Here is a 20,769-nt window from a genome sequence, read left to right on the forward strand (position 1 = left end):
GTCACCTAGGTGATTAAACAGCTTGACCTGATCTATAGTCGATCGCTTTATGGCGCCAGTGTTCTTTTAACTGCGGTGTAAATTCAAGATTATTTTCATCATAGACGGTACCATCTGTTTCACGTGCAATAAGCCCTGCAATACTCACCATACTGTCATAGCCTTTTTGAACATTATGATGCGGTAATGCTAAGAAGAATGCTAAACCTTGGACTTGTTCACCAGATAATGTTTCTAAATCAAAACCTGCAGGACCCTGATCTGTGATTCTGAGTACGGAAAACAGCAATGGGCTGACTACATCAGGAGTTTCATAACGATGGAAACAGTTCATTTCGCCAAAGCGCAATCCATATTTCATTAACACTTTCAAAGCTTTATCACCAGAAAGTGCTTTTCGAGGGTTCGGATACATATTCAAACTAATAATGTATTCGGCATTTGCTAAAGCACTTTCATCATCAAAACGTTGCTGTTCATGTAAATGCACATCCAAGATGCTGCTTTCTTCTTCAAATTCTTTGATTTCAGCAGTTTGAATATTCGGATTTAATACAAAACTTGGCTCAACTTTTTTCGAGTCTTCAATTGTATTTTCTACGATTGAATCTTTGGAAATAAGATCTGCACTTTGAGTGTCTGTTACACCATCAATCGACTGAGCTTTACTCTCAATTGTTTCTGTATTTTTTTCTAATGGGTCAGTCTCAGTGCTATCCGTGTTTTTACTGGAGTCGAGCAGAGATTTACTTTCTTTCTCTGCAAGGTCTACCGAAGTATTCAATTGCACTGTATCTACCACTTCTACAGTTTCTTGAATATTTTCAGGCGTCTTTGTAGCTTGTTGAACAGCTGTTTGATCCAATTGAGCCACTTCACTCGCTTCAATGTCTTTCAAACTTGGTTCTACACGCTCAGAAGAAGCCAATGGAGCGGCTTGCGCCTGTAAAAGACTACGAACATGACGCGGAATGACGGGTTGATTACATTGTTCATTTATATGTAATTCAGCATCTAATGACGGTGCTGCATCACTCGGCTTGCGCAGGATCATAAACAACCCTATGCAACAGATCACGATTGCGATCACAATTCCGATAATGGTACTGATTTCCATATTAAGACTCCGCAGCTAAACCGTATTCTTTCGCTTCTTCTAGATCAACAGTGACTAACTTCGATGTTCCTGGCTCAGGCATTGTTACACCAAGTAAATCAGTAGCCATCGTCATCGCAACTTTATTGTGTGTAATGTAAATGAATTGGACCTGTTCAGAAAGCTCTTTTACTAAATTACAAAAACGTCCAACATTTGCATCATCTAACGGTGCATCAACCTCATCCAATACACAAAATGGTGCTGGATTCAGTCGAAATATAGCAAAAACTAATGCTAGTGCTGTTAGTGCTTTTTCACCGCCTGATAACAATGCTAAAGAACTATTTCGCTTTCCTGGTGGTCGAGCCATTAGCTTTACACCAGATTGCCAATCATCTTCTAAACTTAAACTTGCTTCACCACCATTAAACACCTTTGGGAATAAGTTTTGCAATTCCGCATTTACTTGATCAAAGGTAGTCATGAATAGCTTTTTAGTTTCTTGATCAATGCTTTTCATCGCATCTTTTAATTGTGCGACTGTTTTTTCAAGATCTTCAATTTGATGGCTTAAATCTTCATAGCGCTTTGATACTTCTTCATACTCTTCTGAAGCTGCTAAGTTCACAGCGCCTATTTTGTCAAACTGACGCTGTGCCTGCTCTAACTGCTGTTGGTGCTGACTCAGATCGATTGGCACATTTTTTAATAATTCAGCATTAAGCTCTTTTAATTGTTCAGCATAATGTTGTAAATCAGATTTAGCCACTTGCCATGCTAAACGCTTCTCTTCTAACTGGGTTCTAAAGTGCTCATCACTTTGCTGATGATTTAACCGTAGCTCCGTCAATTTTTGTTGCTTGGACTGAATTTCATTAAGCTCGACTTGCCATGAGGACCAAGTCTTTTGTAACTTTTCAGTCTGCTGCTTTTGAGCCTCATATTGGCTTTGCAAAGTGGGTAATTCTAATTGAATCGGATCCACGAAATTTTTAGCTTGTGTAATTTGAGTGATGATCTGCTGATATTGAGTTTTTAGAAAACTTGCATCTTTTTCCAACAGCTCAATTTGTTGCTGATTTTGCGTATGAGTACGGCGGTTTGTTTCTAACTCTTGTTGTTTTTTGTAGACTAAGTCCTGAAGATGCTCAACCTGATCATTCAATTCTTCAACTTGAAACTCTAAGGTTTTGTAGTGTGGAAGATTGTGTTCAATTTTAAGCATCAATGCATGTAAATCGATTTCCAAATCATCTTTTTGCATCGCATCTTCTTCAAGCTGCGCATCAAGTTGAGCAATTTGTGACTCGATGTGTAGATTTTGCGATTCAAAAGCTTGCTGAGCCATTTGCTGTTTTGCAATCTTCACTTCAAATTGGTGAGCAAGAGCTTGATGATTTTTTAACGCTTTTTGTAACTCCGTAAATTCACTATTTTTTTGTTCAAGCTTTAATTGCATCTCAGCGAGTTCGAGCGTCATTGACTCATGCGCTTTCACCATTTGTGTCAACTCTGAATCAATTTCATCTAATCGAATTCGGTGGCTAAGTGCTCCTTGAGCATCTTGACTCGACTCATCAAAGTACAGACCAATCATCCAGTCAGGACCAATATGATAGCCATCCAAACTTAAAATAGACTCACCTTGTTTTAATTGAGGCTGTAATTGAAGCGCCTGCTCAAAATCTTGAGCTATCGCAACGTTTAACCATAATGAGTTTTGGGGGAAATCAATCCAGCTCGCTAATGTGGGTACACCAAGTACAGTCCCAGATACATCTTGCTGAATAACTTTTAATTGACGGGCAGATTCGGTCTGAAATAAATCTTCACTCTTTAACGTATTCGCATGCAGCCACTTTGACAGAAATTTTTCGACCAATGCTGCAAATGGTTTCGCCTGATCTTTTAGCTTCAAAATTTGCATTAAAGGGTCATTGCTCTTCGATGCATGTCGACTGACTTTCACCACAAGCTGTTGTAATTGTTTTTGTTCAGATTTCAAAATCTGTATGTGTGAATTCAAATCTGTGCATTTACTTTTTTGCTCAGTCAATGAGATTTGATCACGTTTCAATTGAGTTTCTAATTTCTCAATTCTTTCTTCTAGACGAACGATTTCAATCTGTACATCATTTTTTTCATGCAGGAGATTGTCAATATCATCCTGTTCATACTGTGCTTGATTTTGAGATTTTTGTTCGAGCAAAGTTTGTTTTTGCTGCTCAATTCGAAGCACATTTTTAGCCAATTGATCACTCTGCGCCAACATTTGTGCACGTTGCTGTTGTTGCTTTTCAACCAATGCTTTTATTTCAGAAAATGATTTTTGCGCTTCAAGTTGCTTTGCCTTCAGCTCATTGAATTGTTGTAAATCAAGCTGTGCATTTGATTCAGTATCACTCAATGTTGTTGCTTGATGTTCTTGCTGGAGGATCAAATCTTCCAACTGAATATCAATCAGTTGCATCCGCTCTTTGGTTTGTATTTTTTGCTCTTCAAGCTGCTTTAAAGTTAAAGTATTTTGAGCAAACAATTGCTGTTTTTGATCCAAATTGGCTTGTAATTCAGCCAGCTTTTTTTCAGCTTGTTGCCATTCTTGCTGAAGTGGTGTGGATTGTTGCATTAATCGCTGAAATAACTCATTTGTTGCTGTTAAATCATGCTCAACAGTGGTGAGTTCAGAACGAACAAGCTTAAATTGCTCACCCAATTCAGTCATTTCAGTTGTATATTCTTGTTGAATTCGTTCACTTTGATGGCATTGAAATGAAAGTATCTCAACTTTCAAAGTTCGAATTTCAATCTCTAAGGCTTTATATTGAAGTGCAGCTTCTGCTTGACGCTTTAGTGTCTTTAATTGGGATTTTAATTCAACAGCAATGTCATTTAGACGACTTAAATTTTGATGAGTATGTTCTAAATGTTGCATCGTCTCACGACGACGTGCTTGATAACGTGATACTCCAGCAGCTTCTTCGATATAAACGCGCATTTCATCTGGTTTTGCATCGACCAAACGGTTAATCATGCCTTGCTCAATAATCGCATACGAACGAGGACCTAAGCCTGTTCCTAAAAAAATATCTGTAATATCACGGCGGCGGCATTTTGTACCATTAAGAAAATATTCAGATTTACCATCGCGATTGACTTGGCGACGTACCGCCAACTCACTATAAGCGTTATATGCTCCACCTAGTTTTCCATAGGTGTTTTCGAAGCGTAATTCTACACTCGCCATTCCCACTGGTTTACGCTTTGCTGTCCCAGTAAAAATGACATCCTGCATACTTCCACCACGTAACTGGCGTGCGCTTGACTCTCCCATCACCCATCGGATTGCATCGATGACGTTGGATTTACCACAACCATTTGGTCCCACGACTGCGGTACGGTTAGCTTTAAATTGTAAGGTGCTGCTATCCGCAAAAGATTTAAAGCCAGAGAGTTTTAAGCTGCTTAATCGCATAGTGTCCTGATTATCTGCGCGATCTCCGCGCCCAAGCTAGTTCAATTTGTTTCATTCGTGTCAGTGACTCTAACACTAGATTGCGCAAGTGTCGGCAAAAATCTTCCATAAATAAAGTAGCTTGTTGTGATTTTCGGATCAAAATTGCATCGATCACGAGCTTAATTAATTCAAGTGCTTCTTGGAGCTCTCTACGCGAAGTATTTAAGGTTAAAAAATAACTACGACGTATAGATGGCAACAGTTCGCGATAAAACTTCATTAAGTATGGGTTGGCTACCATATCTTGTTGCTTAGCTAAAAATTGAAATACACCATCGTAAAATTTTTCAGTATTACTTTGTTTAACTTGTTCAATTAAATATTGCAAAAGTTGCTGAAGCGCCTCAGCTTCATGATTACGCCAAGTTTCACTCATACGCTGGACGATCTGCCCTAACATAAGAGCACTCGTATCAAATAAAGCTCGCACTTGTTGGGCAGACATTTCTGACACAATTGCGCCGCGTCTTGGATAAATTTCAATTAAATGCGTGCGTTCAAGTAATAATAAAGCTTCACGTACCGAACCTCGACTCACGTCTAATTCTTTAGCGATACGCAATTCTTGTATACGTTCACCTTCGACCAATTCGCCACTAATAATCTGTTCACTTATATGTCTGGCTATTTGCTCTGAAAGGCTGTCCACTTCTTCCAATTGCATAATATTCCTATTTATTTTTTTACTCACACTTCATCAAGCATGATGCTATTTTATTGTTTTTATACCAATAGCATCATACTGACTATGTCTTTGTCTGACAATTTATCAAATTTTTAAGTCAATACACATCACTATTTTTGAGAGTTATTTGGCATATTTTTCTCAAAATACGCCTTGATAAATAAAATAAATACCTACAGTTGTAAGCAAAGCTGCAAAACATTTTTTCAACATCGCTGCTGACAGTTTATGTGCAACTTTTGCTCCTACTTTTGCGGTGATAAAACTCATTACACTAATGCCAATGAATGCATAAACATGAACATATCCAATGGCATTTTCGATTTCAGCAGGTGCTTGTTGTCCATAGAATATAAATCCAAATGCACCTGCTAAAGCAATCGGCAGTCCACATGCAGCAGATGTTGCAACAGCTTTTTGCATCACCACCCCATGATGATTCAAATAAGGTACGGTTAAACTTCCTCCACCGATCCCAAAAATTGCTGAAGCCACCCCAATTCCACTTCCCGCAGCCAATTGAGCAGGTACAGAAGGTAGTTGCTTAGATTGATCGACCACCACATTAGCTCCACGGAACATACGGTATGCAACCCAAATTGCGAAACAACCGATAATCAATTGCAGCACTTGTCCAGAGATAATACTGGCCAATCCAGCACCAAAAAATGAGCCCAGTACCAAACCTGGCGCTAAATTTTTAAATACTGACCATAACACTGCACCTTTTTTATGATGTGCCATAACCGAGCTAATCGATGTGACCACAATCGTAGCTAATGATGTTCCAAGCGCCATGTGCATAATGACAGTTGGGTCATAACCCATTTGGGTAAATACAATAAATAAAATGGGTACGATGATTAATCCACCGCCCACGCCAAACAACCCTGCAGTAAAACCAGCGATTGCACCAATAGCTAAATATATGATTAACTCCATAAATCTTTTACTCTTCTCAGATTCAACATGGATTTAGAGACTCGCCACCTCAGTCAGCTTTTAACTGAAGCTCAACAACTTCCAGAAGTTTTACTGTTAAAACAGAGCACCACTTCAACCAATGATGAAGTACGTGCACTCATCAGAAAAGGTGTACAGGGGATTCTTGTATGCAGTGAGACTCAAACTCAGGGACGTGGACAACATCAACGACAATGGGTTTCCCCAGTCGGGAATATTTATTTAAGCACATTGCTAGAAACCAAAACACCCTTAGATGGTCGACTATCCCTTGAAATTGCACTTAATATTTTGCAAATTCCTTCATTTAAGTCATTGGATCATTTACAAATCAAATGGCCAAATGACCTTTATAGTGTGCAAGGTAAATGGGGTGGCATTTTGGTAGAGCCTGTAACCCCACATCAGGCGATTGTTGGCGTTGGTGTTAATTTATTGCCTGTTTCTGATGCAGCAATCGAACAGCAAACCACATCCATTATGCAATTGGGTTTAGCTCATCCAAATCGAATTAAGATTATTTCAGAACTTTATCTCGCCATCATGCAAGCCGGACAATGGTTTGAGCACGGAAGTTATAATCTCTCAGGACGTTTCAATCACTATGCTGCTTTTATGAATCAGACTGTAGAGTTTGAGCAAGTGAATAAAACAGTACAAGGTATCTTTAAAGGTATTGGAGATGATGGTCGAATTAATATTTTGACTGAACAAGGTTTAATCGGTTTGTATCAAGGGCGTTTACGCTTAAAAAAATAAAGAAAAGATAGGTCAGCGAATACATGATGAAACGTCTTTGGTTAGATATAGGCAATACGCGTTTAAAATATTGGATCACGGAAGGTGAGCAAATCTTGGAGCATGTGGCGGAGCTTCATCTACAATCTCCTGCGGACTTAATGTTGGGTCTCATCCAACACTTTAAATCTCAAAACCTATCAGAAGTCGGTATCTCATCTGTTCAAGACAAGAAAAATAACGATCGTATACTCAAAATTTTAAAACTGCTAGATATCCCAATTGTCGTTGCTAAAGTTCATCAAGAATATGCAGGACTTCAATGCGGATATACAGAACCGAATCAATTGGGTATCGATCGTTGGCTACAAGTTCTAGCGGTCGTCACTGATCCTCAAGAGAAATATTGCGTGATCAGTTGTGGAACGGCCTTAACGATTGATTTAGCAGATGGATTTAAACATCTAGGTGGATATATCGTACCAAATCTCTATCTACAGCGAGATTCACTTATTCAAAATACCAAAGGGATCAAAATCCCTGATGCTGCATTTGATGAGTTAAGTCCTGGGCAAAATACAATGGATGCTGTTCATCATGGTATTTTATTGGGATTGGTCAGTATGATCGAAAAAGTTTTAATAACATCACCAAGAAAATTAATTCTTACTGGTGGTGATGCTGCACTCTTTGCTCATTATTTACAATCTTATGACCCGCAAATCGAAACCGATTTATTATTAAAAGGCTTACAACGCTATCTTGCTGTTGCGCAACAAAAAACATAACTTGGTCATCAGGTCTGCTGAACTGAGTGTCTCTTAAAACAAAAAATTATTCACTCAGTATCAGTACACACACCCAAAATATAAAAAGTAGGCTGAACAACATGAATAACAAGACGTTAAATGCTTGGAATATTGCGAAGAAACTTCCCTTAGGGAAAGCGCTTTTCAATCAAATGATTCAACTCAAAGCACCTTATTTCAAATCGATTCGCACGAAAATTATTGAATTGAGACCAGATTTTTGTCAGGTCCAGATGTCTAAAGAAAAAAGGGTTTTAAATCACCTTAATACTGTACATGCGATTGCATTGTGTAATTTGGCAGAGCTTACTGGTGGCCTAATGACAGAAGTTACTCTTCCACCAAGTCATCGATGGATACCCGACGGTATGCAAGTCAAATATATTAAAAAAGCTACGACCAATTTAATAGCAGTTGCTTATCCTCTGACGCCAATTCAAGCGGGGCAATCCATACCAAATAGATTTGTAGCGTGTGTCGAAGTCCATGATCAAAACCAAGCGCTTGTCTTTAGAGCAGAAATTAATATGTGGGTGACATCACGTTAAACACGTCAGTGAGAGCTTATAGCTTCTGAATTAATCTCGAATAATCTCAGCCCAGACCTCAGGCAATGCCGTACAACCTTCTGAATCAATAAAATGGCCTTGATGTTCAGCAGCAACGACATGTGCATCAATACTTTCAGCTTGCTGGAAACTAAATTTAGGCAGAACGCGCTCATCACCTTCAGAATAAATGACCACGCGATCATGAACTTGGTCACGAATGAGTTCAAAATCTATATCAGCAGCATCAATAAATGGATTGACTTGCTCAAGACGCCCTAAACGTCCATTGAAACCAGCAACTAGAATTAATTTTTTGATTTTTTGGTTTAAAAGCACTTGGCTTAAGTAATGTAAAGTTGCAATACACCCGAGACTGTGAGCAACAAAAATTGTTTGATCATCAATTTGAGCTATTTGCTCTTTCATTTGTTGTTCCCACGTTCCTAATTGTGGCGTCTCAGAAGGATCTAATCTCAATACTTTTAATGGAATACCATACTGATCAGCTTGTTGTTGTATCCATGGAAACCAATTTTCTTCAGGGCTTGCCGTATATCCATGCACAACATAAACCTGTGTCATTTTCTTGCACTCTTGACTATATTCTCAACATCATGAATTGATTATTTTTTAAACTAAATAGTAAGTTTGCAAAATTATGTAGCATGAAAAAAGGCGCCAAAGCGCCTTTTTAAATTATGGGAGTTATTTTGGATCTTTGCCACCAAATAACGGACCAACGCCACCGCCGCCACCAAATTTCTTTTGCATACCGCTTAATGATTTCATCATTTTCGCCATACCCGATGGATTCGCAAATTTTTTCATCATTTTTGCCATTTGGGCATGTTGTTTGATCAGCTTATTGACTTCAGCAACATCCATACCACAACCTGCTGCGATACGTTTTTTACGGCTTGGATTCATCAAGTCAGGATTGCGACGCTCTTTGATGGTCATCGATTGAATAATCGCTTCCATTTTCTTCACTTGCTTTTCAGGATTTGCTTGAGCAATCGCATCCTGAATTCCTGAGTTACTCATGCCAGGCAACTTGTCTAAGAAGCCCATCATACCGCCCATTTTATTCATTTGTTCAAACTGCATCAGCATATCTTCAAAGTTGAAGCTGCCGCCTTTTTGCAGTTTTTTCGCCATTTTTTCAGCTTTTTCTTTGTCGACTTTACGTTCAAGCTCTTCGACCAAAGAAAGCACATCACCCATACCTAAGATACGTTGTGCTACACGCTCAGGATGGAATGGTTCAAGGGCATCGAGTTTCTCCCCCATCCCCAAGAATTTAATAGGCTTACCAGTAATTGCACGAACAGAAAGTGCCGCACCACCACGCGCATCACCATCAGTTTTTGTAAGAATCACACCGGTTAAAGGCAATGCATCATTGAATGCTTTTGCTGTATTTGCAGCATCCTGACCGGTCATTGCATCTACAACGAACAGTGTTTCTGTAGGATTAATCGCTGCATGCAATTCTTTAATTTCGCCCATCATATCGTCATCGATATGTAAACGACCTGCAGTATCGACAATCAATACATCCGCAAATTGAATTTTGGCTTGTTCAATTGCTCGGTTTGCAATCGTAATTGGCTTTTCATCAGCACTTGATTCAAAGAAAATCGCGCCGACTTCACCTGCTACAGTCTGGAGCTGCTTAATCGCTGCAGGACGATAGACGTCGGCAGAAACCATTGCGACTTTTTTCTTTTGACGCTCTTGTAAAAAACGAGCTAATTTTGCAGCAGTCGTCGTTTTACCTGCACCTTGTAAACCAGCCAATAAAACAACAACGGGAGGCTTTGCAGCAAGATCAAGACTTTCATTTGCCTCACCCATCATTTTGGTGAGTTCATCATGAACAATTTTGACGAATGCCTGGCCTGGAGATAACTGTGACATCACCTCTTGGCCTAATGCCTCTTCCTTAACTTTCGCGATAAATTCACGAGTTACAGGAAGTGCAACATCGGCTTCAAGAAGTGCCATACGCACTTCACGTAACGTATCTTTAATATTGTCTTCGGTCAGTTGCCCAGAGCCAGTAACATTTCTTAAACTCTGCGTGAGTCGTTCTGTTAAGGTATCAAACATTGCAAAATCCGCTTAAAATGGTTGTTGCAAAAAAATCTTTCTTAAAATAGAAAATTTATGCATAAGATGCTATAGGATACTGTAGTTCGTTTGGAATTTATATCTTATTAGATGAATATTCAGCATCCATAAAAAGGTTTGACATGATTAGCCTCCCTTTGGTTTACACAATTTTAGCATTGATCGCCTATACCACTGCCTTTTGGTATTTATTTACCCATTTAATGACTAAACGTGTCCCTAATCATTGGTTTATCAGTCTCGTAGCTGGATTAGGCTTGATCTTGCATGCTGTCGTCTTATTGATAGATATGAAAACGCCTTTCGGCATTAACTATAATGTTTTTAATCTCCTTTCATTTACTTCAGCACTCATGCTGTTATTGAGCCTGCTTTATAGCACTTATCGACCTGTACTTGCCCTAAATCTGATTGGAATACCAGTAGCTGCATTGGGTTTAATTTTAGGCTATTCCTTGAGCCAGCCTATACTTACACTTAAACAGAATACGCTTGGACTTGATGTCCATATTATTTTGTCACTCTCAGCTTATGCAGTGCTATTAATGGCAACAATTCACGCAGTTTTGTTGTGGTTACAAGATCGTGAGTTAAAAAATAAACAGAAACATCGTGTTTGGGTAAATCTATTACCCTCCTATCAAGCAATGGAATCTCTGTTATTCGATATGCTTGTTACAGGTTTCATTTTATTAAGTACTGCACTTATCTTCGGCTTTTTTACGATTGATGATTTTTTTGCACAACATTTGGCACATAAAACAGCGTTTAGTATTGTCTCTTGGTTTGTTTACGGCGCACTTTTATTTGGACATTATCGTTTTGGTTGGCGCGGTCAAAAAGCGAGACGCTTTACCATTATTGGTTTTATTTTACTTGCAATAGGCTTTATTGGATCAAAATTTGTATTAGAAATGATTTTAGGAAAATAACCATTGTGTGATTTAAATCACAATAAATAATAATAATTGAATAGATATCACATCATTATTAAATTTTATATACTTTAAATACATTTAAAATATAGGTAAATAAATTTTAAGTATAAATATTTTTTTATATTAAAAATAACAATTAAAATCAATTACTTATAATAAAAACCGCATTAAACCTTTTATGATGATTTAATAAATAATAGTTAATATTATTTGAATTATTTAATTAATTAATATTAATAATCTGTTCATCGCTTAATACCCCCCATTAGTCTCCTATAAGTTGTTATTATTTAGGTTAGTAACTAATGTTACAGTTAGTAAATGGATATTTTTGATGATTATTTTGGGGTATGTATGAAATTGCAAAAAGGTTTTACCTTAATCGAATTAATGATCGTCATCATTATTGTTGCAATCTTGGCCGCAATTGCAGTACCTAGTTATCAAAACCACGTCACCAAAGCAAAAATCAAAGAAGCTCAATCGAATTTAATCGCACTTTCATTAGGTGCTGAAAATGCATATCAAAGAACACTAAACTACCCTAAAGAAACCTTATCAAATACCAACGCAGTAAAAACTAAATTTACAACTTGGAATCCAAGTTCTGATTCATTTAATTTTACGTACACTTCATCAGATGGTGTGAATTATGCGGTTCAGGCAATAGGAACTGAAGCAAGAGTTTTAGGTTGTACATTAACACTCAAAAATGATGGAACTCGTACCGTGGCCGGTTGTGGTTCATATACTGACTGGGTGAAATAATATGCAAAATACTGGTTATAGAAAACAACTTGGTTTCACGCTGATCGAACTAATGATTACGATCGTTGTACTGGCTATTTTGTTATTTGTAGGTACTTCTTTAACCAGAGCTTGGGTAGATCAAAGTCATGTTGATGGAGCGCTAGCAGGTATTAAAAATGCGACTTATCAAGCCCGTTCTGCAGCAATTCGAAACACGAATAATCAAGAGTCTTCACTTGCAGCAGCATCTGTTTGTATAGATAAAACCCATCAAGAAATTAGAGTGATTCGAGTTGCTAAGGACAATACTGATGCGTGTTCAACAAGTGACGGCAACTCGCCTGACCAAAACTATATCCTTCAAAAAATCCCCTATGCATCGAATGTATTTTTCAAAGTAAATAATACAGAGTTTTATTGTCTATCTTTTAACTCGAATGGGATGTTGGTTGCTGCAAGTTCAGCATCAGCAACGTGCAATTCAAATTTAAATTTAACCGTTACAGTTGAGAAGAATAATGAATCAGCAAACATTCAAATCAACTAATCAACGTGGTTTCACATTGTTGGAGTCTCTTGTTGGTTTACTTATATTCTCGATTATTGTTTTTGGTAGCGGTTTAGCAATCAGCAAAATGTTGAACACGCAACGATATATGAACATTGACAATATAGTGATAAACGAACTGCAAAATCGCTTACAAACCATCACTATATCTACTGATTCAACTGATGTTTGTGCTTCATTCAATAACCAATCTACCGAAAGTAAATCGTTCACATTAAATGGTAATACCTACTACATTTATTGCAATTTGAATTCTGAAAATATTAGTGAAACGAGCGGTGTCGCAGGTACAAAAATTACATGGCCTGTATTAGCTGCGAGTACAAATCAATCTAATGCCAAGACCTGTGCTGAAGATAGTATGGAAGGCTTAGATTGTTATCGAGTCGGGAGATAAATCATGAGTCAAAAAGGATTTACGCTCGTTGAGTTGATGGTTGGATTAGTCATTGCAATGTTATGCATGCTAATGATGCTCATGCTTTTTAAACAAACGACTCAAATTGGTATTAGTTCTTCTCGTGATTCGGAATACGATGCTCAAATACGAACAGCATTATCAGTTGCACAGAAGCTCGTTCAAAATGCAGGCTATGGTTCAGGAAAAACATCAGATATTGCTGTAGGAGTGGACACTCAAAATTTACCTGCTGTTTTCTGGCGTATGAATCCAGATCCTGTAACAAGCTTAATGTCTGCAAATACAACGATTAATTACAACTGTGAAGCATTAACTCAAGAAAAAGAAGGTGATACATATCGCTTAATCTTTCTTAAAAAGAATAACTGTGGTTCTGAAGCAGTATTAAATATTGAAACTTTTAGCCAACCTGATGAAAAACAGCATATTGTTTCCTTTAAGACCTTAGAAACAGGCACCGTTTTTAACTTTGTATTAACACCGGGAAATTGTACACCTTTTGGAATTGATAAAAACAACTCCAAAGGTACGCGCCAACTGACGATAACTGCCAATCGTCAATACGCAGATGAAATGCAAAATTCAAATATTGGTCAAACAGTGAGTAATACTGTTTGTCTTAATAACATTGTTAACCTTTAAGAGCGAGATTAAAGATGAATAGTTTAAGAAAGCAGCAAGGCATGGCCACTATTCTTTTGGTCTTGCTCATCGGGCTTACAGTGATGATCATAACATCGACTGTTGCAAAATCACTCATCTCCAACAAAGAAGCAAATGTTGCTGCGCATGCACAAACCAACGTACAACTCATGGGATGGTCAGGTGTTAGTGCCTTTCGTGAATATTTATTAAAAAAATATAAGGATACCGATATTAATGACTTTCGCCAAAGCTTATTAAATACAGGTGAAATTCAACTTTTAAATGATGATACCAACCAACGTTATGTCACAGTTGAAGTAAAAGATGTAAAAGGTTGCAATGGTTTAACCAATAACCCAGATGGTTCTACTGGAACCAAATGTATTGTTATCGCAAATATTCTGTCGAAAAGTGGGTCAGCTCAATCAGCTACTACGATACAAGCAATCTATGATCTTGCAGCAGACCTGATTAAGTACAAGAGTGTTATTAATTTCACTGGTCAAACATTTATGTCTGGCACTACTATTTCTGGCGAAGATCCAACTAAACCAGATGAATATGTCGAACTGAATGTCGATGGTGGCAGCCTGTCCTTACAAGCTGGCTTCAAAATCCAAAATATCAAAAACTTAACTATTAACGTTAAGAAAGACAAAGATGGCAAAGGTGGAAATGTCTATATTGATTGCTTAATTGATGCCTGTGGTACAAGAAATGGGGCTGTAATTAACATCAATGCTGAGGGCTATGTTCATATTATTAACGGCGGAAATTTTGGCAATATTTCATCTGGTGAGTGGGTTAAACTGTTAACCAATGTCAAAGCAGAAAATATTAAAGCAATTGGTGATGTCACACTTTCTCTTGGTTCTAAAGCTCAAAATATTTCCACTGACGGAAATATTAGTCTTACAGAAGGAGGCTATGCTGCAAACTTACATACTAATAAAGATGTAACACTACGCACGAATGTTGAAGTGTCTTCTATCACCACACACCAAGGGAATGTCAATATTTCCGTTTCTAGTAAAGTCAACGGAAATGTCATGGCAGGTGGCAACGTAACAATGATCGGAACTAGTGTTGTTACGGGTGATATTACATCAGGCGGGAAAGTTAATATTTCTAGTAGTGACGTTAAGGGCAGTGTAAGAGCCAAAGAATTTATTGACCTTGATACCTTCTCCAAAATTGAACAATCGGCCTATGCTCACAATCAGTCGAAACAAGGGATTGGCGTGTACAAGGCTGGAGTCCGCTTAAGTACAAGTTGGATTGGTGGAAATGTGTATTCTAACGGTCCATTACGCTTATTAGATGGTCTTATTACTGAAGACGTAAAAGGTGATGTCTATCTTGCCAACTTTAGTACTTCAAATCAGAATGGTGTAGTTGAAGGATTTAAGAATGCGATTAGTGGGAAAATTTATGAAAAACTCACAAGCATCCCTCAGCTCAGTACTTTTCCAGATATTCCTAAATACGATGTGTCTGAAACCATAGCCAGTATTCAAGAAGCAATTCAAAATATGACGTTTGAAACCAGAGTCGATGTTCGTCAATATCGAAATGATGCAAACTATATTTTCGTACGTGAATATGGCGCTGCTCGCGTATATTTAAATCATCTTCGCAATGAGAGCTCTAAAATCACTTACATGTATGAGTATGACGCTACTAATAATATTCACAAACAGTTTGCTGTAGATGCTTCAGGAAATAAAACTCAAATCATGAAAATTGACCCTGAGAACTCAAACTCAGGCTCACGAGGTTTCTATTTAGGGAAATACACCTTGAATAGCAAAGATTATGTCGGTGCTATTTGTGAAACTATTCATGAAGAACAGGTCATGACCAATAGTTTAGGGCTACGTACTGAGCATAAGAGCGGTTATTGCACGAGCCAAATTATTGGATATCTTCCACGGGTCAGCTTAGACTTCAATGGTCTTGATGGTAAAGATCGTTATATATTTGGCTGGCCTAAAGATTATGACTATACATTACCAGACACTTGGTATATTCGTTCAATGGATACATCTACATTCGATAACGCAAGTTTTGCTCCAGGTATTCTGTATTTCGAAGGTAAATTAATTATTTCTGGTAAAGCGAATCTTGCGGCGGATAGTACTGATTCTGTATTCACCAATACTTTCCTTGCTGAAGGTGATATTGATGCGATTGCGATGTCTCCTCGCATTTATTCGCCTCGTAATATTACGCGAAATCCAAATGCAACAGATGCCTTAATTTGTTCACGTAACTTAGGCACTACGTCTAATACTAAGTTTAGTGTTAGTCCACCTGCAACAACACCTGCAACTTTATCGAACAAATTCTTGACGCCAGTGAATTTGTGCCAAGATGCGAATACGATGTATAAAAATACCAATAGATTACCTAACGGTACGCTTGATACAGTGACTATTGATAATAAAGAAATAACAAAGTTAGAACTTGGTTTAGTTGCCTTGATGTCTAATCAAGTTGTGCGTATTGGTGCATGTGCACAAATTTATGGTGACGTATTAGCAAGAAGTAATGTTGAAGGTAGTGCAGCATGTGGTATCGGTGAAAAAAATGGAATCTTTGGTAATATCAGCTCTCAAGGTGTCCCACCGTATACTAGTGTTCAACAACACAATACAATGGGTGCTGGTACAAATATTTATATTCCCAAAAATGAATATAAAAATTTAAATAAAGTTGATGATGTGAATGCCAATGATTTCATCGCCATTAAAAATGCAGACCTACAATGGGCTAAATATCAATAATTGGAAGCGAAAAGCCCAAACATAAGTTTGGGCTTTTTTTTGTGTGAAATTTCTGACTAGACAAGCTATACAAAACACCGTATAACACCGTTTTTCCCATATTCAGGTGACCAAGTGAAACTCGTTTTAGCACCCATGGAAGGTTTAACTGATCCCATCATGCGTGATGTTCTCACACATGTCGGCAGCTTCGACTGGTGTATAACTGAGTTTATCCGTGTCACTGATTCTGTCCTTCCAGATCACATCTATCATTCTTACTGTCCCGAATTATTGAACGATGGCAAAACAGCAGCAGGAACACCCGTTCATGTTCAATTTTTAGGGAATAATCCAACCATGTTGGCTGCAAATGCCGTTCGAGCGGTGGAGTTAGGTGCACCTGCAATTGATATGAATTTTGGCTGTCCAGCTAAAACAGTAAACAGGCATCGAGGTGGTTCTGTATTATTGGATGAACCTGAAACAGTGTATCAACTGGTTAAAGCTGTACGTGATGCAGTGCCTGCTGAAATACCAGTTTCAGCAAAAATGCGTTTAGGTTATATGGATCGTAATTTCACCCTGGAAAATGCACATGCGATAGAAGATGCTGGTGCCGCTTGGGTTACCGTTCATGCACGAACAAAAGCAGATGGCTATACCCCACCCGCCTTTTGGGATCAACTTCAACCCATTCGTCATGCGCTTAGCATTAATGTGATAGCCAATGGTGAAATCTGGAATAACCAAGATGCGCGCCAGTGTTTAATAGAGTCAGGTTGTGAAGATCTAATGATTGGTCGTGCAGCAGTGACAACACCCGATGTCACACAATGCATCCGACATAATAAAGACGAAGCGATATTACAATGGAGCGATTTAATTACACTCCAAATTCGCTTCTTAAATGGTTCTTATAAAAAAGAAATGAATATGGTCGGACGTTATAAGCAATGGCTAGGTATGATGTCTAAACATTATCCTGAAGCAAAACTGTTATGGGATGAGGTGAAACGTCTGAAACAAGTAGATGAAATCATTGCTAAGCTCAATCATTTTCAAAACATTATGCAAACTGTCTAATTTCTAAATTCTAGAATGAATAACTCCGAACTTCACCTTGAAAATTCAGACAGTCTTGAACGCGAGTGCGTTGAACTTCAGACAGTTGCTCTGGACTAAACCATGCATATTCCGTATGTTCCTCAGAGAGTTGAATTTGGGCGTTATTTTCAATCATGCATCTAAAGATAAAGGTATGTGAGTTTACATGTGCGTGATAGTAGACCCCTGATAAATATTGGATGCTTACATCACAACCTATTTCTTCTTTACATTCTCTGAGCAAAGCTTGATGTATGGTTTCACCTTGATCTAAACCACCACCTGGCAACCCCCAACTGTAATTGGAATAGTTTGCTTTCAGTAATAAGACTTGTCCCTCTGGGTTGGTGATCACCGCATGAGAACTCAAACGATAAAAATCATAAAATCCCATGACACGTCTCCAGAATTTAACTCATTCATGAAAGATAACACTGTTTAAGCCCATCTAAATGCTCAAGATAAGCTAAACCACAAGCCTTAATTTTGATTTATCCTTCAAGATGATAGCCTTTCCCGTTGCTAAGTCTACAGGCATAGAAATATGTTGGTGTACCATCACCCATTGTTCATTGGTTTTTTGTAGACATAATGTTGTACGACACCAAGGCATTTGCAACTGACCTTTTAAGGCTTTATGTTCCACTTTAGAGTGACAATGTAATACAACCAAATGATCACTCGCATGCACTTTTACATCACGGCGAGTGATTTGCATTCCATCGAAGAAATAGGGACTAAATTTTTGCCATTCTTTTCGATAAGCTTCAGCTCCCTCAAGTTGGGTGCTGACATCAAACATACTTACATTTTGCGCACATTGTTCGATTAACGCATCAACATTATTACCTACTAATGCTGAATCCCATTCTTTTAATTGCGCTAATACTTCATGAGCAGCAACAACATTACCCTCAATCTGAATAGACATGATGTGACCTTATTGTTATTAGTGTGATGAAGTTAACACTTTTAAAGAAAAACTGTAATGTTATTTTGTGCCAAGCAAAGAAATTTTTATTCTAATTTGTATCTAAAATTCAATTTAAATTGATAAAAAACAACCATTATTTATTAAAACTTATCATTATGATCAAATTAAAACCAACGACGAGTTATTATCACATAAAAAAATTGGCCCCAGTTTCACTGAAGCCATTATAAAAGCTTATGCTTTCTTTACATATTCGGACTTAAGTTTCATTGCGCCAAAACCATCTACTTTACAATCAATATCATGACCATCCGTTGCATCTGGCAACAAACGAATACTTTTTGCTTTAGTACCGACTTTGATTACGGATGATGAACCTTTAATTTTTAAATCTTTGATAACCGTTACGGTATCGCCATCTGCAAGAAGATTGCCATTTGCATCTTTGATCTGAACCACTTCTTCGAGTGTCTCTCCTTCTTTCCATTCATGTGAACATTCTGGGCAGATCAAGAGGTCCCCATCTTCATAAGTATATTCAGAGGAACATTTTGGGCAATTTGGCAAAGACATAAAAAATCCAAAAAATAAAAAATTTTGCTCAATATACCACTTTCATCTAGCGAATAGAAAAAAACCTTAAATTTTATAAGGTTTAAATAAAAAAAACCTAAGTTCAATCACTTAGGTTCTTTTATTGGCTCTAGCCTTGTTTAGCTTTGAAACTCATCTTCTATATCTTCATCATCATATACATATGCCATACATCCCCATCCATCGTACTCACCGTCATAGTCATTGGCTATTTTGGTAAACCACTCTTCTAAATCCACAATATCTGAGTATTCTGGCTCCATATACACATAAATCGTGATAATCCATTCTGCGGATTCAGACTCTTCATCAATAAATAAACTGATCTTTTGTTCTTCCTGAAGCAAGAACAAGGCACATTTTTCAGCTTTGTCTTTAGAGCTAAAAGCAATTGAGTACTCAATCTCATGCGGCTCGCTTAAATCATCTCCATCCTGGAACATTTGCCACAGTACATCGCCATTATCATCATTTGGAAATTGTTCTAAATCACGGCTCATACGTTCATCCTTATTGTGGTTATTGCGTATACAATATCCTAGAGTAGCCTATATTTATTTCATTTTGGAGAAGAATTCATTAGAAATTGTTCTTAAACTTATATGATCGTAATTGTTAAATTTTAGTTAGGCACTCACATTACATATTCTGCTTGAAGCGTTTCATTCAAAATGGAACTTCACTCACAATTTTAATTTCAATACCACTCAACGGTTGTTGAAACTCTAAATAACTTGCATGCAAAGCCATACGCCCTAAATTACTGAGTTTAGGGTTTGGATGATAGAGTTTATCACCTGTGATCGGATGACCTATGGCTTGCATATGTACACGTAATTGATGTGAACGCCCCGTAATTGGCGTCAACAAGACACGACTAACATCTAAATGCGCATCATAAGCGACCAATTCAAACAGTGTTAAGGCTGATTTTCCAAGTTCAAAATGAACGATTTGTCTCGGTCTGTTTTCCCAGTCCGTAATTAAAGGCAAGTCTACTTGTCCCTGTTGTGCAATTTTACCTTGCACCAGTGCCACATAATTTTTTTTCACGGTGCGCGCTTGGAACATTTTGCTCACAGCCACTTCAGCATCGCGATGTTTTGCAAACATCAAAATTCCAGAGGTTGCCATATCTAGACGATGAGTAATTTTTGCATTTGGATATTGAGCAATCACTCTTGAATACGCACTGTCATGATGTTCAGGCAAGCGTCCTGGCACAGACAATAATCCTGCTGGTTTATCAATGACCACCAAATCATCATCTTCATAGACGATGTTAAGCGGACCTTGAGGTGGCATATATACAAAATTATCGTCTAAAGGCATGTGAACAAAGCATTTCTTTGGGATGCGGAAAAATAGCAACTGATCAACTCAGTGTCAATTTATAAGATGCGCGATTTAAGAATTGAGAATTGAGAATTGAGAATTATAATTTTTTTAAGAGAATTTTTGAGGGTGTCAGGGAAAACATGTTGTTTACTTCAACTATTATAACTTTGTAAGTTATAACCCTATTGCCTATAAACTTCTGGTTTATAGCGTCCTA

At 37.7% G+C, this 20,769-nt stretch carries 21 protein-coding genes and 1 pseudogene; 11 read left to right on the plus strand and 11 right to left on the minus strand.

Going from position 1 to position 20,769, the window contains the following annotated elements; translation table 11 throughout:
• Positions 1-13: 13 nt before the first annotated feature.
• The 4 genes from AC1M86_RS10450 to AC1M86_RS10465 form a co-directional block, all read right to left on the minus strand.
• Positions 14-1,117 (minus strand): cell division protein ZipA C-terminal FtsZ-binding domain-containing protein, encoded by a 1,104-nt coding sequence (locus AC1M86_RS10450; RefSeq protein ID WP_481607904.1) that lies wholly within the window; start codon positions 1,115-1,117, stop codon positions 14-16.
• 1 nt (position 1,118) lies between these two features.
• Positions 1,119-4,571: a chromosome segregation protein SMC gene (gene smc / locus AC1M86_RS10455; RefSeq protein WP_481607905.1), complete on the minus strand. Its 3,453-nt coding sequence runs from the start codon at positions 4,569-4,571 to the stop codon at positions 1,119-1,121.
• A 10-nt stretch (positions 4,572-4,581) separates the two neighbouring features.
• Entirely contained in the window at positions 4,582-5,277 is a 696-nt protein-coding gene (locus AC1M86_RS10460; RefSeq protein WP_035269253.1) for a GntR family transcriptional regulator, read from the minus strand.
• Positions 5,278-5,439: 162 nt separating this feature from the next.
• Positions 5,440-6,240 carry a sulfite exporter TauE/SafE family protein gene (locus AC1M86_RS10465; RefSeq protein ID WP_481607906.1) on the minus strand — a complete coding sequence of 267 codons (801 nt, stop codon included), beginning with the start codon at positions 6,238-6,240 and terminating at the stop codon, positions 5,440-5,442.
• A gap of 27 nt (positions 6,241-6,267) precedes the next feature.
• Between AC1M86_RS10465 and AC1M86_RS10470 the strand changes: the two genes are divergently transcribed.
• The 3 genes from AC1M86_RS10470 (at position 6,268) to AC1M86_RS10480 (ending at position 8,356) form a co-directional block, all read left to right on the plus strand.
• On the plus strand, positions 6,268-7,020 hold the full coding sequence (locus AC1M86_RS10470) for a biotin--[acetyl-CoA-carboxylase] ligase (protein ID WP_481607907.1): 753 nt from the start codon (positions 6,268-6,270) through the stop codon (positions 7,018-7,020).
• A 26-nt stretch (positions 7,021-7,046) separates the two neighbouring features.
• Positions 7,047-7,787, plus strand: coding sequence for a type III pantothenate kinase (locus AC1M86_RS10475; protein WP_481607950.1), 741 nt, complete (start codon positions 7,047-7,049; stop codon positions 7,785-7,787).
• 101 nt (positions 7,788-7,888) lie between these two features.
• Complete coding sequence (locus AC1M86_RS10480; RefSeq protein ID WP_481607908.1) at positions 7,889-8,356, plus strand: hotdog fold domain-containing protein; 468 nt, start codon at positions 7,889-7,891, stop codon at positions 8,354-8,356.
• Between the two features lie 30 nt (positions 8,357-8,386).
• Here AC1M86_RS10480 and AC1M86_RS10485 read toward each other — a convergent pair whose 3' ends face one another.
• Together AC1M86_RS10485 and ffh are read right to left on the minus strand one after the other, a co-directional pair.
• Positions 8,387-8,941: an RBBP9/YdeN family alpha/beta hydrolase gene (locus tag AC1M86_RS10485; protein ID WP_179999002.1), complete on the minus strand. Its 555-nt coding sequence runs from the start codon at positions 8,939-8,941 to the stop codon at positions 8,387-8,389.
• 123 nt (positions 8,942-9,064) lie between these two features.
• Positions 9,065-10,471: a signal recognition particle protein gene (gene ffh / locus AC1M86_RS10490; protein WP_035269264.1), complete on the minus strand. Its 1,407-nt coding sequence runs from the start codon at positions 10,469-10,471 to the stop codon at positions 9,065-9,067.
• A gap of 143 nt (positions 10,472-10,614) precedes the next feature.
• Between ffh and AC1M86_RS10495 the strand changes: the two genes are divergently transcribed.
• The 8 genes and pseudogenes from AC1M86_RS10495 (at position 10,615) to AC1M86_RS10530 (ending at position 17,665) form a co-directional block, all read left to right on the plus strand.
• A complete protein-coding gene (locus AC1M86_RS10495) occupies positions 10,615-11,424 on the plus strand; it encodes a cytochrome C assembly family protein (protein ID WP_179999001.1) in 810 nt (269 codons plus the stop codon).
• Between the two features lie 366 nt (positions 11,425-11,790).
• A pseudogene (locus AC1M86_RS10500) lies at positions 11,791-11,878 on the plus strand (prepilin-type N-terminal cleavage/methylation domain-containing protein); the annotation flags it as partial.
• 20 nt (positions 11,879-11,898) lie between these two features.
• Complete coding sequence (locus AC1M86_RS10505; protein WP_228143118.1) at positions 11,899-12,198, plus strand: hypothetical protein; 300 nt, start codon at positions 11,899-11,901, stop codon at positions 12,196-12,198.
• Position 12,199: 1 nt separating this feature from the next.
• Positions 12,200-12,727: a pilus assembly FimT family protein gene (locus tag AC1M86_RS10510; protein WP_092767479.1), complete on the plus strand. Its 528-nt coding sequence runs from the start codon at positions 12,200-12,202 to the stop codon at positions 12,725-12,727.
• Positions 12,699-13,145, plus strand: coding sequence for a PulJ/GspJ family protein (locus AC1M86_RS10515; RefSeq protein ID WP_092767481.1), 447 nt, complete (start codon positions 12,699-12,701; stop codon positions 13,143-13,145). The genes AC1M86_RS10510 and AC1M86_RS10515 overlap by 29 nt, the downstream gene beginning before the upstream one ends.
• 3 nt (positions 13,146-13,148) lie before the next feature.
• Positions 13,149-13,811, plus strand: coding sequence for a PilW family protein (locus AC1M86_RS10520; protein WP_092767483.1), 663 nt, complete (start codon positions 13,149-13,151; stop codon positions 13,809-13,811).
• 41 nt (positions 13,812-13,852) lie between these two features.
• Positions 13,853-16,600: a bactofilin family protein gene (locus tag AC1M86_RS10525; protein ID WP_481607909.1), complete on the plus strand. Its 2,748-nt coding sequence runs from the start codon at positions 13,853-13,855 to the stop codon at positions 16,598-16,600.
• Positions 16,601-16,714: 114 nt separating this feature from the next.
• Complete coding sequence (locus tag AC1M86_RS10530; protein WP_481607910.1) at positions 16,715-17,665, plus strand: tRNA-dihydrouridine synthase; 951 nt, start codon at positions 16,715-16,717, stop codon at positions 17,663-17,665.
• 10 nt (positions 17,666-17,675) lie between these two features.
• Here the strand turns inward: AC1M86_RS10530 and AC1M86_RS10535 are convergent, their stop codons facing one another.
• The 5 genes from AC1M86_RS10535 to AC1M86_RS10555 form a co-directional block, all read right to left on the minus strand.
• A complete protein-coding gene (locus AC1M86_RS10535) occupies positions 17,676-18,080 on the minus strand; it encodes an NUDIX hydrolase (protein WP_481607911.1) in 405 nt (134 codons plus the stop codon).
• 72 nt (positions 18,081-18,152) lie between these two features.
• On the minus strand, positions 18,153-18,617 hold the full coding sequence (locus AC1M86_RS10540; protein WP_092767489.1) for a YybH family protein: 465 nt from the start codon (positions 18,615-18,617) through the stop codon (positions 18,153-18,155).
• Positions 18,618-18,854: 237 nt separating this feature from the next.
• A complete protein-coding gene (locus tag AC1M86_RS10545) occupies positions 18,855-19,193 on the minus strand; it encodes a zinc ribbon domain-containing protein YjdM (RefSeq protein ID WP_035269853.1) in 339 nt (112 codons plus the stop codon).
• 140 nt (positions 19,194-19,333) lie between these two features.
• The gene (locus tag AC1M86_RS10550) at positions 19,334-19,714 is read right to left on the minus strand and encodes a ribonuclease E inhibitor RraB (protein ID WP_035269856.1); all 381 of its coding nucleotides are present in this window, start codon (positions 19,712-19,714) and stop codon (positions 19,334-19,336) included.
• A gap of 166 nt (positions 19,715-19,880) precedes the next feature.
• Positions 19,881-20,546, minus strand: coding sequence for an RluA family pseudouridine synthase (locus tag AC1M86_RS10555; protein ID WP_481607912.1), 666 nt, complete (start codon positions 20,544-20,546; stop codon positions 19,881-19,883).
• Positions 20,547-20,769: the final 223 nt, after the last annotated feature.

The sequence above is a fragment of the Acinetobacter sp. ANC_7654 genome (assembly GCF_056779855.1).